16 protein-coding genes are annotated in these 13328 nt (G+C 58.6%); 11 read left to right on the top strand and 5 right to left on the bottom strand.

All coding sequences use genetic code 11. The features are described from left to right. Positions 1 to 288: 288 nt before the first annotated feature. A complete protein-coding gene (gene tyrS, locus ACQRAX_RS06925; RefSeq protein ID WP_412039097.1) occupies positions 289 to 1488 on the bottom strand; it encodes a tyrosine--tRNA ligase in 1200 nt (399 codons plus the stop codon). A 209-nt stretch (positions 1489 to 1697) separates the two neighbouring features. Between tyrS and ACQRAX_RS06930 the strand changes: the two genes are divergently transcribed. Further along, positions 1698 to 3122, top strand: a complete 1425-nt coding sequence (locus ACQRAX_RS06930; protein ID WP_412039096.1) for a peptidoglycan DD-metalloendopeptidase family protein — start codon at positions 1698 to 1700, stop codon at positions 3120 to 3122. Between the two features lie 3 nt (positions 3123 to 3125). Then, positions 3126 to 4217 carry an anhydro-N-acetylmuramic acid kinase gene (locus ACQRAX_RS06935; protein WP_412039095.1) on the top strand — a complete coding sequence of 364 codons (1092 nt, stop codon included), beginning with the start codon at positions 3126 to 3128 and terminating at the stop codon, positions 4215 to 4217. Between the two features lie 60 nt (positions 4218 to 4277). Here ACQRAX_RS06935 and erpA read toward each other — a convergent pair whose 3' ends face one another. After that, the gene (gene erpA, locus ACQRAX_RS06940) at positions 4278 to 4628 is read right to left on the bottom strand and encodes an iron-sulfur cluster insertion protein ErpA (protein ID WP_028942121.1); all 351 of its coding nucleotides are present in this window, start codon (positions 4626 to 4628) and stop codon (positions 4278 to 4280) included. A 166-nt stretch (positions 4629 to 4794) separates the two neighbouring features. Further along, a complete protein-coding gene (gene argC, locus ACQRAX_RS06945; RefSeq protein ID WP_412039094.1) occupies positions 4795 to 5829 on the bottom strand; it encodes an N-acetyl-gamma-glutamyl-phosphate reductase in 1035 nt (344 codons plus the stop codon). A 142-nt stretch (positions 5830 to 5971) separates the two neighbouring features. Between argC and hemJ the strand changes: the two genes are divergently transcribed. The 8 genes from hemJ (at position 5972) to ACQRAX_RS06985 (ending at position 11358) form a co-directional block, all read left to right on the top strand. Next, on the top strand, positions 5972 to 6397 hold the full coding sequence (hemJ, locus tag ACQRAX_RS06950) for a protoporphyrinogen oxidase HemJ (RefSeq protein WP_412039093.1): 426 nt from the start codon (positions 5972 to 5974) through the stop codon (positions 6395 to 6397). 33 nt (positions 6398 to 6430) lie between these two features. Continuing rightward, the gene (locus tag ACQRAX_RS06955; RefSeq protein WP_412039092.1) at positions 6431 to 7387 is read left to right on the top strand and encodes an NAD(P)H-dependent flavin oxidoreductase; all 957 of its coding nucleotides are present in this window, start codon (positions 6431 to 6433) and stop codon (positions 7385 to 7387) included. A gap of 31 nt (positions 7388 to 7418) precedes the next feature. Beyond that, positions 7419 to 7880 (top strand): DUF805 domain-containing protein, encoded by a 462-nt coding sequence (locus ACQRAX_RS06960; protein ID WP_412039091.1) that lies wholly within the window; start codon positions 7419 to 7421, stop codon positions 7878 to 7880. Positions 7881 to 7939: 59 nt separating this feature from the next. Further along, positions 7940 to 8713 carry an SDR family NAD(P)-dependent oxidoreductase gene (locus tag ACQRAX_RS06965; protein ID WP_412039090.1) on the top strand — a complete coding sequence of 258 codons (774 nt, stop codon included), beginning with the start codon at positions 7940 to 7942 and terminating at the stop codon, positions 8711 to 8713. Positions 8714 to 8784: 71 nt separating this feature from the next. Beyond that, positions 8785 to 9123 (top strand): histidine triad nucleotide-binding protein, encoded by a 339-nt coding sequence (locus ACQRAX_RS06970; protein ID WP_045180357.1) that lies wholly within the window; start codon positions 8785 to 8787, stop codon positions 9121 to 9123. Between the two features lie 65 nt (positions 9124 to 9188). Further along, positions 9189 to 9836, top strand: a complete 648-nt coding sequence (gene coq7, locus ACQRAX_RS06975; protein WP_412039089.1) for a 2-polyprenyl-3-methyl-6-methoxy-1,4-benzoquinone monooxygenase — start codon at positions 9189 to 9191, stop codon at positions 9834 to 9836. An 8-nt stretch (positions 9837 to 9844) separates the two neighbouring features. Next, positions 9845 to 10885, top strand: coding sequence for a DUF2157 domain-containing protein (locus ACQRAX_RS06980; RefSeq protein ID WP_412039088.1), 1041 nt, complete (start codon positions 9845 to 9847; stop codon positions 10883 to 10885). Positions 10886 to 10887: 2 nt separating this feature from the next. Next, positions 10888 to 11358, top strand: a complete 471-nt coding sequence (locus tag ACQRAX_RS06985) for a hypothetical protein (protein WP_412039087.1) — start codon at positions 10888 to 10890, stop codon at positions 11356 to 11358. Here ACQRAX_RS06985 and ACQRAX_RS06990 read toward each other — a convergent pair. Beyond that, on the bottom strand, positions 11334 to 11756 hold the full coding sequence (locus tag ACQRAX_RS06990; RefSeq protein WP_038616192.1) for an OsmC family protein: 423 nt from the start codon (positions 11754 to 11756) through the stop codon (positions 11334 to 11336). The two genes, ACQRAX_RS06985 and ACQRAX_RS06990, sit on opposite strands and share 25 nt — an antisense overlap. A gap of 190 nt (positions 11757 to 11946) precedes the next feature. Here ACQRAX_RS06990 and crp point away from each other — a divergent pair, with 190 nt between their 5' ends. Further along, positions 11947 to 12591 carry a cAMP-activated global transcriptional regulator CRP gene (crp, locus tag ACQRAX_RS06995; RefSeq protein ID WP_412039086.1) on the top strand — a complete coding sequence of 215 codons (645 nt, stop codon included), beginning with the start codon at positions 11947 to 11949 and terminating at the stop codon, positions 12589 to 12591. Here the strand turns inward: crp and ACQRAX_RS07000 are convergent. Beyond that, complete coding sequence (locus ACQRAX_RS07000; RefSeq protein ID WP_412039085.1) at positions 12588 to 13292, bottom strand: lipoate--protein ligase family protein; 705 nt, start codon at positions 13290 to 13292, stop codon at positions 12588 to 12590. The two genes, crp and ACQRAX_RS07000, sit on opposite strands and share 4 nt — an antisense overlap. Positions 13293 to 13328: the final 36 nt, after the last annotated feature.

Genomic DNA, 13328 nt, shown 5'->3' on the forward strand with positions numbered 1-13328 from the left:
CGCTGTCAACCACCTTTTTCACCGCTACCGATCTTGCGATCGAAGCCCCTCCGGTACTACCTGGAACATCTAACTCGTTGAATCTCAAGGAGTTTTCCGTTCCGACTACGCCGGAAGTGGGGCGGATTATAGACAGATCCACAGGGGCGTCAAGGACTTATTTCAACTTTGTTTCAGCGGGGGCGTTTTGGCTATAAGTAGCAAGCTTCAAGCTGCAAGTAGAAGCAGGAGCGCCGTGCCCACTTGCAGCTTACGGCCTGAAGCTTGCCGCCTCCTTATATAGCTAACTTACTCAGCCTTCAGGGTAATACGCGCGAACGCTTTCTTGCCCGCCTGGCAAACATGAGTAGCTCCCAGAGCAAACACAAAACCGCGATCAACCACTTCGCCATCCACCCGAACACTACCCGCTGCCAGCAGATCACGTGCAGCTGCTGAGTTCTTCACCAGGCCTGCCTTATTAAGGACAGCAGAGATTGGCATCTCCTCGCTCGCCAGCACTTCGACCTCCGGCAAGTCTTCCGGCAGCTCGCCCTCCTTCATGCGGTTGCCCGCAGCACGGTGGGCGTTTTCCGCAGCTTCTTCACCATGGAAACGCGCAACAATCTCTTCGGCCAGCTTGATTTTAATGTCACGCGGGTTGGCACCAGCAGCAACATCGGCACGGAACGCCTCGATCTCGTCCATCGAACGGAAGCTCAGCAGCTCAAAGTAACGCCACATCAAGGTGTCAGGGATCGATACCAGCTTGCTGTACATAACGCCCGGCGCCTCCTGGATACCAACATAGTTACCCAGTGACTTGGACATCTTCTTGACGCCATCGAGACCTTCCAGCAGCGGCATGGTCACAATGTTTTGCGCCTCCTGACCATACGAGCGCTGTAGTTCACGCCCCATCAGCAGATTGAATTTCTGATCCGTACCACCCAGCTCGACATCACACTTGAGCGCCACCGAGTCGTAACCCTGCACCAGCGGATAAAGGAACTCGTGGATGGCGATTGGCTGATTGGTGGTGTAGCGCTTGTCGAAGTCGTCACGCTCGAGCATGCGCGCCACGGTGTACTGCGAAGCCAGGCGAATGAAGTCTGCCGGGGACAACTTGTCCATCCAGGTGGAGTTGAACGCAACCTCGGTCTTGGCCGGGTCGAGAATCTTGAACACCTGCTGTTTATATGTCTCGGCGTTATCCAGCACCTGCTCGCGGGTCAGTGGCGGACGCGTGGCGCTCTTACCGCTCGGGTCACCGATCATGCCGGTGAAGTCGCCGATCAGGAAAATCACCTGATGCCCCAGATCCTGGAACTGGCGCAGCTTGTTAATAAGTACGGTATGCCCCAGGTGCAGGTCGGGAGCGGTCGGGTCAAAACCCGCCTTGATCCGCAGCGGCTGCCCGCGCTTGAGCTTCTCGACCAACTCGGACTCTACCAGTACCTCTTGCGCACCACGCTTGATCAGCGCTAGCTGCTCTTCAACCGACTTCATAACAGACCCGCAGGCTCAGATTCAAAGGGCCCCAACCATACAAGATCAGCCATCAATTACAAGTTTTTGCCCCGGATGTGACCCCGTAGCCGACTGATGACGTCTGCGCGCTTGCGCTGAAAGGGATTTGGTTATATTTTATACAGTTATTTCATCTTCATCATGTCATTCATCTTTTCCAATTCATCTATTTCAAAGTCAATTCATCTATGACCAACGAACCGCCTAAAGCGCCCCCGCTTTATCCGAAGAGCCATCTGTTGGCCGCCAGCGGCATCGCCGCCTTGCTCAGTCTGGCCTTGCTGGTGTTCCCGTCCAGCGAAGTAGAAGCCAAGAAAACCACCCTGAATCTGGAGCTGGAGAGCCCTGCCGAAGAACTTAAGCAAGGCCCGGACGCGCCCCTGACCCAGAACACAGAGGCTTCCAGCCCGTCCCCGTTTGCTCAAATCGATAACAGCAGCGCCGCATCCAAAGAAACTGCCAAGGTTGAAGCGGCACCCGCGTCAGAGCCAGTTGTCCCAGCCAAGGACCCGGGCCATCGTGAAGTCACTGTAAGCCGTGGCGACACTCTGTCGACCCTGTTTGCCAAAGTTGGCCTACCGGCCAGCGCCGTGCACGAAGTACTGAGCAGTAACAAGCAAGCAAAGCAGTTCAGCCAGCTCAAGAGCGGCCAGGTACTGCAGATCGAACTGGACAAGGACGGTCAACTGGCCAGCCTGCACAGCAAGGTCAGTGACCTGGAAACCATCCGCCTGACCAAAAGCGCCAAGGGTTACGCCTTCAATCGTGAAGTCAGTAAGCCAGTGGTGCGCTCAGCCTACGCTCACGGCGTGATCAAGAGTTCGCTGTCGGCCTCCGGCCAGCGCGCCGGCCTGCCCCACAGCCTGACCATGGATATGGCGCGGATCTTTGGCTACGACATCGACTTCGCTCAGGATATCCGCCAGGGCGATGAGTTCGACGTGATCTACGAGCAGAAGATCATGGGCGACAAGGTGGTTGGCAACGGCAATATTCTCTCTGCCCGCTTTACCAACCGTGGCAAGACCTACAGCGCCATTCGCTACACCAACAAGCAGGGCAATACCAATTACTACACCGCTGATGGCAACAGCATGCGCAAGGCGTTCATCCGCACCCCGGTTGATTTCGCCCGCATCAGCTCACGTTTCTCGGCCGGTCGCAAACACCCGATTCTGAACAAGATCCGCGCCCACAAGGGTGTCGACTATGCCGCACCACGGGGCACGCCAATCAAAGCTGCCGGCGATGGCAAGGTCTTGCTCGCCGGACGTCGCGGTGGCTACGGCAACACCGTTATCATCCAGCACGGCAACCGCTACCAAACCCTCTACGGGCACATGCAGGGCTTCGCTAAAGGCGTAAGAACCGGCGGTACGGTAAAACAGGGCCAGGTCATCGGCTACATCGGCACCACCGGCCTGTCCACCGGACCGCACCTGCACTATGAGTTCCAGGTCAACGGCGTCCACGTCGACCCGCTGGGGCAGAAACTGCCAATGGCCGATCCGATTGCCAAGGCTGAGCGTCAGCGTTTCCTGCAGCAAAGCCAACCACTGGTTGCACGCATGAACCAGGAAAAAGCCACCATGCTCGCGTCGAACAAGCGCTAAGCAATGGCTCTTTATCTGGGAGTGATGTCCGGGACCAGCCTCGATGGCCTGGACATTGCCTTGATCAAGCAAGAGCAGGACACCCGCCTGCTCGCAACTCACTACATTCCCATGCCCGCCAGCCTGCGCCAGGATCTGCTCGCGCTGTGCTCCAGCGGTGCTGACGAAATTGCCCGCGCGGCACTGGCCGAAGCGCAGTGGGTACGCCTGGCAGCTGAAGGTATCGAACATTTGCTGGCTGCTCAGAGCCTCAAGCCTGCCGATATCCGCGCCATTGGCAGTCATGGCCAGACCATTCGCCATGAGCCGGCACGCGGATTCACCGTCCAGATCGGTAACCCGGCGTTGCTCGCCGAGCTTACCGGTATTTGTGTAGTGGGCGACTTCCGGCGCCGCGATGTAGCCGCTGGCGGCCAGGGCGCGCCTTTGGTCCCAGCCTTTCATGAGGCACTGTTCGAACACCAGGGCCAGCGCCTGGCTGTGCTTAACGTTGGGGGCTTCAGCAACCTCAGCCTGATTGAACAAGACAAACCGGTCAATGGCTTTGATTGCGGCCCCGGCAACGTCCTGCTCGACGCCTGGATTGATGAGAAACAAGGCCGCAGCTACGACGCCGACGGTGCCTGGGCAGGCGGTGGCCAAGTACATCCCGGCCTGCTCGCCGCTCTGCTGAGTGACCCATTCTTCGCCGGCACCGGCCCCAAGAGCACAGGACGGGAAGTCTTCAACCTGCCTTGGCTCAAGCAGCACCTGGCAAGGCAACCGGTGATTAGCGATACCGATGTTCAAGCCACTCTGCTAGAGCTCACTGCCCACAGCATTGTCACTTCTCTGCAAGCAGCTCAAGAAGCTACCCAGGCACTATTGGTCTGTGGCGGCGGTGCTCACAATGGCGCACTGATGCGCCGCCTCGCCGCCTTGTTACCTGGCGCACGAGTCAGTAGCACCGCAGCACTAGGTATTGACCCCGACTGGGTTGAGGCCATGGCCTTTGCCTGGCTAGCCCACTGTTGCCTGCAAGGCATTCCCGGCAATCGCCCGAGTGTCACCGGCGCCCGCGGCTTGCGCGTGCTCGGCGCAATTTACCCCGGCTGATTTGCACACAGCAAAACGCCGCGCATAAGCGCGGCGTTTGCGGTGCAACCTACCCTGCGATCAAATCGAGAACGACGAGCCACAACCACACGTGGTGCTGGCGTTCGGGTTCTTGATGACAAAACGCGAGCCTTCCAGGCCTTCCTGGTAATCCACCTCGGCTCCTGCCAGGTATTGGAAACTCATCGGATCTACCACCAGGGCCACGCCTTCGCGCTCGACGATGGTGTCGTCTTCAGCGACATCTTCATCGAAGGTAAAACCGTATTGAAAACCCGAGCAACCGCCACCGGTCACGAATACTCGCAACTTCAGACGATCATTGCCCTCTTCATCGACCAGGGTCTTCACCTTGTGCGCTGCACCCTCAGTGAACTGCAAAGCTACGGGGGTGAAGGATTCGACGCTCATGCTGATTATCTCCCGGCGCTGTGCCGCCATAATGCGTGATGACGCGCATTATCCGCTTCTCCGAGAAAATCGGTCAAGAATACAAAAGCCGCAAGCGGTTAGCTGCAAGCTACAAGTGGAGCGCGTTCGCCTTGTACTTGCAGCTTGCGACTTGCACCTTGGGCGCTTAGGGCAGCAGTCCTGCGTGAGAAAGCCCCATGCGTTCATCCAGCCCGAAGAGGATGTTGAGGTTCTGTACCGCTTGGCCCGACGCGCCTTTGACCAGGTTGTCGATGACGGAAAGCACCACGACCAGATCACCATCCTGCGGCCGATGCACGGCAATGCGGCAGACGTTGGCACCACGCACGCTACGGGTTTCCGGATGGCTCCCAGCCGGCATCACATCGACGAACGGTTCATCGGCATAGCGCTTTTCAAACAGCGCCTGCAGGTCAACCGAGGTGTCGGCAACTGTCGCGTACAGGGTGGAATGAATACCGCGGATCATCGGCGTCAGGTGTGGAACGAAGGTCAGACTAACATCGCTACCCGCCGCTCGGCGCAGGCCCTGAGTAATTTCTGGCAGGTGGCGGTGCCCCTTGACCGCATAAGCCTTCATGCTTTCGCCAGCTTCGCAGAACAGCGAACCAACAGACGCGCCACGACCCGCACCGCTAACGCCCGACTTACAGTCGGCAATCAAGCGTGAGGCATCGGCGATTCCGGCCTCCAGTAGTGGCAGGAAGCCCAGCTGGGTGGCCGTCGGGTAACAGCCCGGCACGGCGATCAGCCGAGCCTGGCGAATCTGTTCGCGGTTGACCTCTGGCAGGCCGTAGACCGCGTCCTTGAGCAGCTCTGGTGCGCCATGGGGCTGGCCATACCACCTGGCCCACTCATCAGCATCCTGCAGGCGGAAGTCAGCAGACAAGTCGATGACCTTAGTACCCGCCGCCAGCAGTTCACCTGCCAGGGCATGGGCAACGCCATGAGGGGTGGCAAAGAACACTACGTCGCAGGCTCCCAGGGCTTTTACATCCGGCACGCTGAAGGCCAGACCGTCGTAGTGGCCGCGCAGGTTCGGGTACATGTCGGCAACTGCCAGACCAGCTTCGGAGCGCGAGGTGATCACCGCCACCTCAGCCTGTGGGTGCTGTGCCAACAGACGCAGCAGCTCGACCCCGGTATAACCCGTGCCGCCAACGATACCGACCTTGACCATAACGCGTGCCCCTTATCAACGAACCAACAGGAAAGCTCACGATAATAGGGGGCCGGAAACACGCCCACAACTGTTGAGATGGCCCAGCAGGCGCCTAGCCACTACTATCTGACGACCGTGAACCCTGAAGGAACTCAACTCCATGCTTTTTCTCTGGATCAAAGCGCTGCACATCGTCAGCGTGGTCTGCTGGTTTGCCGGGCTGTTCTACCTGCCGCGCTTGTTTGTCTATCACGCGCAAAGCCAGGACAGCATCAGCCAGGAACGCTTCGTGACCATGGAACGCAAGCTGTACCGCGGCATCATGTTGCCGGCAATGGTCGCCACCCTGGTCTTCGGAATCTGGCTGATGAGCCTGACGCCGGGCTTTCTTAGCCAGGGCTGGATGCACGCCAAGCTCACGCTGGTGATCCTGCTGATCGGTTACCACCACATGTGTGGTGCCCAGCTCAAGCGCTTCGCACGCGGCGAAAACACCCGCAGTCATGTGTTCTATCGCTGGTTCAACGAAGTACCTGTGCTGATCTTGCTGGCCATCGTAATTCTGGTGGTGGTCAAACCGTTCTAACCTAAACCTTCATTCAGCCTCGGGAAACTTGCCATGTCATTGCCTGCCCTGCTCGAACAACGCTTGCGCCTGCCGGTGGTTGCGGCACCGATGTTTCTGATCTCCAACCCGCAACTGGTACTGGCCTGTTGCGCCAATGGGATCGTCGGTAGTTTCCCGGCGCTGAACCAACGCGACAGTGCCGGCTTCAAGGCCTGGCTCGAAGAAATTGAAGCAGGCCTGGCTGCCCTGACCAAGCCTGCCCCCTATGCGGTCAACCTGATCGTGCACCAGAGCAATCCGCGCCTGCAGGCAGATCTGGCATTGTGCGTCGAACACAAGGTGCCGATCGTCATCACCAGCCTTGGGGCGGTAAAGGAGCTGGTCGATGCCGTGCACAGCTATGGCGGCCTGGTGTTCCATGACGTAACCACCCGACGGCATGCCGAGAAAGCGGCTGAAGCGGGGGTCGATGGCTTGATCGCCGTTGCGGCGGGCGCTGGTGGCCATGCCGGCACCTGGAGCCCCTTCGCGCTGATTGCCGAGATTCGCCAGTTCTTCGACAAGACGTTACTGCTGGCTGGCTGCATCAATCGCGGCCATGAAATTCTCGCGGCTCAACTTCTTGGTGCAGATCTGGCCTACCTCGGCACCCGTTTTATCGCCACACACGAAAGCCAAGCCCCAGGCCCTTATAAAGAAATGATGCTAGAGGCCAAGGCTGCCGATATCATCCATACCGCGGCGGTTTCCGGGGTGCCTGCCAGCTTCATGCGCCAGAGCCTGGAAAATGCCGGTTTCGACATGGCCGCCCTACGCAGCCACACCGAAACCAAGCTTAAGCCTATTCACGATGAGGCCAAAGCCTGGAAGACCGTCTGGTCTGCAGGGCAAGGTGTCGGCGCCATCGACGGGCTGTGCTCTGTCGAGCAACTGATTACTCGCCTGGATAGCGAATACCGCCAGGCACAAGCCTCGGCCACAGCCCTGAGTCGACATTGGCCGGGCTGATCGACAACTTTCGACGGCAAAGGAAGCCTCCATGAACACCCCGCTGATCCTGGAAAACTCCAGCAAACCTCAGTTCTTGAACACAAAGGGACGAATCGGCCGAGTTCGCCTGCTGGCCTGGACGTCATCGTTAGCGCTAACTACGATCGCAGGTATATTGGTACTCGCTTGGCTAGCCACCACCGTGGTGCGGGATCTATCGGGACTGCTGCTGATAGCCGGCTTGGTCATTGTCCAGATCCTGAGCATGCTGTTGATCATTCGCCGACTTCACGATTTGAACCGCAGTGGCTGGTTCTGCTTGTTGGTGTTGATACCCTGGCTCGGCTACTTGTTTATTCTGCTGCTGATGTTGGTACCCGGTAATCGATCTAGCAACCGCTTTGGCCCTGCACCCGCGCCCAATAGCATTGGCGAACGGATCCTGGCTTGCCTATGGCCACTACTGATTCTGGGCCTTATTGGCGTATCCGCACTCAAGACCACGTTCTAGCGTCTGCCAGGTACCTGTAAACTGGGCGCTTTGGCCACCCTTTCCGACTGGAGAACTGCATGACCCGTTACGCCATGATCACCGGTGCCTCCAGCGGCTTGGGCCTGGCACTGGCCGAGGCGCTGGCACGTCGGGGACGCAACCTGATCCTGGTGGCCCGTCAGCGTGACCCACTGGAAAGCATTGCCATCGAGCTGACCCAACGGTTTGGCGTTGAAGTGCTGTTTCGCGCCTGCGATTTGGGTGAACCACTGCGCCTGTCCGGGTTCCTGCTGGAGCTGGAAGAAAGTGAGCGACACATCGATCTGCTGGTCAACTGCGCGGGTATTCGCAGCTATGGGCCGTTCCTGGCACAGGAATGGGGCGACGAGCAGGATCTGATCGAAGTGAACATTCTTGCCCTGACCCGTCTTTGCCACGCGCTGGGCAACGCCATGGCGGTTCAGGGCGGTGGCCAGATTCTCAATGTCGCGTCTGTTGCAGCCTTTGCTCCCGGACCATGGATGAGCAGCTACGCGGCCAGCAAAGCCTATGTGCTGAGCTTTTCCGAGGGTCTGCGCGAAGAGCTCAAGCGCACTGGAATCAAGGTCTCAGTGCTCTGCCCTGGCCCAGTACGCTCGCCGCTACGGCGGATTCCCCGCCTGGAAAAGGGTCAACGCTGCCTCAGCCCCGAAGAAGTGGCGCTGTACACTGTCCGCGCGCTGGACAAAAACCGTGCGCTGATCATTCCTGGACGGCGCAATCGCTGGCTGACGTTCAGCCCGCGGCTGCTGTCACGCTGGCTTACGCGCAAATTGGCGGGTGCCATCAATCAAGCTTATTGCCCGCGCTGAGCGCGCGGGACTGGGCGTCGACACCCAGCCTGAGTACACTCAGGCCCGATCCCTCACATGGAGCAACCGTAGTGGAAACTCTGTTCACCAAGATCATCAACCGGGAAATCCCGGCCAAGATCATCTACGAGGACGACCAGGTTCTGGCCTTCCACGATATCGCCCCACAGGCGCCTGTGCATTTTCTGGTCATTCCGAAAAAGCCGATCCGCACCCTCAATGACCTGACCGAAGAAGACAAGGGGCTGGCCGGACATATCCTGTTCACCGCTCAACGCCTGGCCAAAGAACTGGGCTGTGAAGAAGGCTTCCGCGTGGTCATGAACTGCAACGAGCTGGGAGGACAGACGGTCTACCACATACACATGCATGTCCTCGGTCAACGCCAGATGCACTGGCCGCCGGGCTGATCCAGAGCAAGCCCGATCTGCACGATTGCGGTAAACTGTCGGGCACATTCTTGCGGAGGTGCCCGATGGCTACCGAACGTCACTTTTCGCCGCTCGACCGCTTGTTGCTGCAGGCCGATACGGCCATGCGCACCTTGCTACCCTTCAGCGGCCAACCTTCCCGCCCCTCGCCGGCCATCATCCAGCCGGATGTCACCCTCGACGACAGCCAGACCCGCCACGTCGCTGGGCTAATGCGCATCAACCATACCGGTGAAGTCTGCGCCCAAGCGCTTTACCAAGGCCAAGCGCTGACCGCCAAGCTGCCTCAAGTGCGCAAGGCGATGGAACACGCGGCTGAAGAAGAGATCGACCACCTGGCCTGGTGCGAGCAGCGCATCCGTCAGCTGGGTAGCCATCCGAGTGTGCTCAACCCATTGTTCTACGGCATGTCGTTTGGCATCGGCGCACTTGCCGGTCTGGTTAGCGACAAGGTCAGTCTGGGGTTCGTTGCCGCTACCGAACATCAGGTGTGCAAACACCTGGACGAGCACCTGGAGCAGATTCCGACCGAGGATGAAAAATCCCGGGCGATCCTTGAGCAGATGCGCGTCGACGAAGAACAGCACGCTGAATCAGCCCTTGAGGCTGGCGGCTTCCGCTTCCCAGCCCCGGTGCGCTTTGGCATGAGCCTGATGGCCAAGGTCATGACCAAGAGCACCTACCGTATCTAGGACACACCATGACGGAACGTTTCGATGCCAAGGACCTGGCCCGCGCTGTCAGTGCAGGTGTTCTGAACCCCGGCCAGGACCAGGCTCTGCTTGACTTTCTCAAGCGCCAGCCAGCCACCCAGGCCAGTTTCCAGCTGGCCCATGTAGCCTTCTACCTCGGCGCGCTATTGATAATGGCGGCCATGGGCTGGCTGCTCAACGAAGCCTGGATGCGCATTGGCGACGGCGCGCTGTTGCTGATCGCTTTGCTGTACATCGGCGCCGTGACCCTGGCTGGCGTGTTCATGCAACGCCGTGGCCAGATCATTCCGGCTGGCGTGCTTGGCGCCGTGGCAGTCAGTATCGTGCCTCTGGCCGTGTTCGCTGCGGAGCGACTCACCGGCTTCTGGCCCATGGACGACAGCCAAACCGGATACCACAACTACTACACCTATGTGCAAGGCGGCTGGCTCCTTATGGAAGCAGCCACGGTGGTTGCCGGTCTACTGATGCTGCGCCTGATCCCCTTCCCCTTCATTGTGATGCCGATTGCCGTAGCTCTGTGGTTCATGTCCATGGACCTGAGCGAATGGTTCTATGGCTTCACATTCACTTGGGAGCAGCGCCTCAGCGTGTCATTGTGGTTTGGCCTGATGGTACTTCTGGTGTTCCTGGTCATTGATGGCAGAACGCGTCAGGACTTTGCGTTCTGGGGCTACCTTGCCGGTCTATTGGCTTTCTGGCTGGGACTGAGCCTGATGGAAAGCGACAGTCAACTGAGCAAGGCCCTGTACTGCCTGATCAATATTGGTCTGATGGGGGTGGCGGTACTGTTGCGCAGGTCAATGTTCATGGTCTTTGGTGCCATGGGCGTAGCCGCATACCTGGGCTATCTATCCTACGAAGTGTTTGCCGACTCCCTGCTGTTCCCAGTGGTGCTGAGCATAATCGGTCTGGGCGTGATTGGCCTGGGGCTGTTTTACCAAAAGCATCGCGAAGTATTGAGCACTCGTCTGCGCGCACTGGTACCCCATGGCTTGCAGCAGATGCTCCCAGGCCTACGTCACTGAAGATGCGTCTGTTTACGGTACGCCTGCTACAAAGCCTGGGACTGGCGCCGGTTGCCTACCTGTTTGTGTGCCTGATCAACGCCAGTATCGGGCAGACGCCATTTAGCCTGGCACTGCCGAGCATGGTCGACCCTGACAGCAACAGTATGGTTGAACTGCTGCTGTTCACCGCGCCCGGGCAACTGCTTTTTCTGCTGGCCAGCTGTTTTATCCACAGCAGGCGACTGCTCTGCGGCGCCTTTGTGCTGTCTGCCACATTGACCATGCTGCTGCAGTGCCTGTTGTTTGCTCAAACCTTCGGCGCGACTTGGAGCAGTGCAGAAATCCTCGGCCTGTGGGTCATAAACCTACCTTGGTTGCTGCTGGCTCTGATTCCTGGGCTGGGCTTGCTGATTGCCCTCGATCCATTGAAAGGCCCGTTCCCAACGGGCCCCACGATGACTGCAAATCAGCCGAGTTCAACAATCTCGTAGCTATGGGTAATCTCAACACCCGCCCGACCGAGCATGATCGAAGCCGAGCAGTACTTCTCGGCTGAAAGCTCCACCGCACGCTTGACCTGAGCGTCCTTGAGCCCACGGCCCTTGACCACGAAATTCAGATGAATCTTGGTAAATACTTTCGGGTCTTCGCTGGCGCGCTCGGCTTCCAGGAAGGCTTCACAGCTCTCTACCGCCTGGCGGGATTTTTTCAGGATGCTGACCACATCGAAGTTACTGCAGCCGCCCAGGCCCAGCAGGAGCATTTCCATTGGCCGCACGCCGAGGTTACGCCCACCGGCTTCAGGTGGACCGTCCATGACCACAACATGGCCACTGCCTGATTCGCCCAGAAACATGGCTTCACCTGCCCACTGGATACGCGCCTTCATCATCCGGACTCCATTGTTTGAAAAAGGCTGCCAGCTTAGACCTAGAAGGCCTGGCGGAAAAGCTCAAGCATGCGAGTAAATCTGCCGATATACGCACAAGTGTCTGATAAGCTGACGCCAAATCACTGGCACAGCTGGCCAGACTCTCTATAAAAAGCGTACAAGCGTTGCCTCTTACCGGGATTCAGTCATGGTTGCATCAGCCCTTCCAGCGAAGATCAAGAACATCGACAAACTGCTCGCCCATTGTCAGCGGCGCCGTTTTGCGGCCAAAAGCAACATCATCTGTGCCGGCGACAAAGCCGATACGCTGTCATTCATCGTCAAAGGCTCGGTGACCATCCTGATCGAGGATGACGACGGCCACGAAATGATCATCGCCTACCTCAACAGCGGCGATTTTTTCGGTGAACTGGGCTTGTTTGAGCCTACCGGACAGGAACAACTGCGCAGTGCCTGGGTTCGGGCCAAGAGCGAATGTGAAGTAGCGGAGATCAGCTACGAAAAATTCCGCGAGCTGGCACGACAGGATCCGGACATCCTCTATGCCTTGGGCAGCCAAATGGCCCAACGGCTGCGCAACACCACCCGCAAGGTCGGTGACCTGGCATTTTTTGATGTCACCGGACGCGTTGCTCGTTGCTTGCTGGAGTTGTGTAAGCAACCCGATGCCATGACTCACCCCGACGGCATGCAGATCAAAATTACTCGCCAGGAGATCGGGCGTATCGTCGGCTGTTCACGGGAAATGGTCGGCCGCGTCCTCAAGGACCTGGAAGAACGCAGCCTGGTTCACGTCAAAGGCAAGACCATGGTGGTCTTCGGTACCCGTTAATCGCGGGCGATGCCCTCGATTACCTTGGCATAAGCCTGCCCCAGGCGCTCAAGCAGCGGCGCCTCGGGCACCACTTCATGCAAGGCGATATGGCTGTCGGCCAGGCAGCGTTGCTCCAGCTGACAAATTTCGTTGAAGCGATTGACCGCGGCCACCATCGATTCACGCTCGTTATCCAGCAGCAGCGCGCCGTGGACCAACACGACCGGACGCTTGCCGCCCAAGCCCTGACGCCAGCGCTGAGCGGTGCCCACCAGTTTGCGACCATTGAGGTTGACGTTGTAGCGCCCATCGCAGAACGCACCTTCAATTTCGCCTACAGAGGCTAGACCGCCCCAATCACGCAGCACGTCACACAATGGCAGACACAGGCGCTCATAGGCGTTTTCGATACGTCCATGGTCGCCTTCACTACGCGGCGCCACATAGACCAGGGCGATGTTGATCACCGCAGGCGATTGCGGCACCGGTTCACCGCCCGTTTCACGCAACAGAACCGGCCAACCGGCAATTGCTAGCTCAGCACAAGCGACCTCGAAACCTTCAAGACGGCTCATGCGTCGCGGCATGACCAATGCGTGGTCAATTGGCCGCCAGAACAACAAGCCGTAATCCTTTTCGCCCTTACACACCGCCGCCAGCAGTTCCTGTTCGGCATGCAGGCCGGCCTCGACAGTCACATCCAGTAGTTGCTCAGTCATCGCGAAAACCTTGTCGATACAAAAAAGCCGGCGATG

Source organism: Pseudomonas sp. UM16, assembly GCF_050312595.1.
Lineage (GTDB): Bacteria > Pseudomonadota > Gammaproteobacteria > Pseudomonadales > Pseudomonadaceae > Aquipseudomonas.

Bases quoted from the DNA above. Each gene is read 5' to 3' on its own strand.
- ACQRAX_RS06930 (WP_412039096.1), top strand. From the start codon at position 1,698: ATGACCAACGAACCGCCTAAAGCGCCCCCGCTTTATCCGAAGAGCCAT.
- ACQRAX_RS06980 (WP_412039088.1), top strand. From the start codon at position 9,845: ATGACGGAACGTTTCGATGCCAAGGACCTGGCCCGCGCTGTCAGTGCA.
- crp (WP_412039086.1), top strand. From the start codon at position 11,947: ATGGTTGCATCAGCCCTTCCAGCGAAGATCAAGAACATCGACAAACTG.
- ACQRAX_RS06955 (WP_412039092.1), top strand. From the start codon at position 6,431: ATGTCATTGCCTGCCCTGCTCGAACAACGCTTGCGCCTGCCGGTGGTT.
- ACQRAX_RS07000 (WP_412039085.1), bottom strand. From the start codon at position 13,292: ATGACTGAGCAACTACTGGATGTGACTGTCGAGGCCGGCCTGCATGCC.
- ACQRAX_RS06985 (WP_412039087.1), top strand. From the start codon at position 10,888: ATGCGTCTGTTTACGGTACGCCTGCTACAAAGCCTGGGACTGGCGCCG.
- argC (WP_412039094.1), bottom strand. From the start codon at position 5,829: ATGGTCAAGGTCGGTATCGTTGGCGGCACGGGTTATACCGGGGTCGAG.
- ACQRAX_RS06960 (WP_412039091.1), top strand. From the start codon at position 7,419: ATGAACACCCCGCTGATCCTGGAAAACTCCAGCAAACCTCAGTTCTTG.
- coq7 (WP_412039089.1), top strand. From the start codon at position 9,189: ATGGCTACCGAACGTCACTTTTCGCCGCTCGACCGCTTGTTGCTGCAG.
- tyrS (WP_412039097.1), bottom strand. From the start codon at position 1,488: ATGAAGTCGGTTGAAGAGCAGCTAGCGCTGATCAAGCGTGGTGCGCAA.
- ACQRAX_RS06965 (WP_412039090.1), top strand. From the start codon at position 7,940: ATGACCCGTTACGCCATGATCACCGGTGCCTCCAGCGGCTTGGGCCTG.
- ACQRAX_RS06935 (WP_412039095.1), top strand. From the start codon at position 3,126: ATGGCTCTTTATCTGGGAGTGATGTCCGGGACCAGCCTCGATGGCCTG.
- erpA (WP_028942121.1), bottom strand. From the start codon at position 4,628: ATGAGCGTCGAATCCTTCACCCCCGTAGCTTTGCAGTTCACTGAGGGT.
- ACQRAX_RS06990 (WP_038616192.1), bottom strand. From the start codon at position 11,756: ATGAAGGCGCGTATCCAGTGGGCAGGTGAAGCCATGTTTCTGGGCGAA.
- hemJ (WP_412039093.1), top strand. From the start codon at position 5,972: ATGCTTTTTCTCTGGATCAAAGCGCTGCACATCGTCAGCGTGGTCTGC.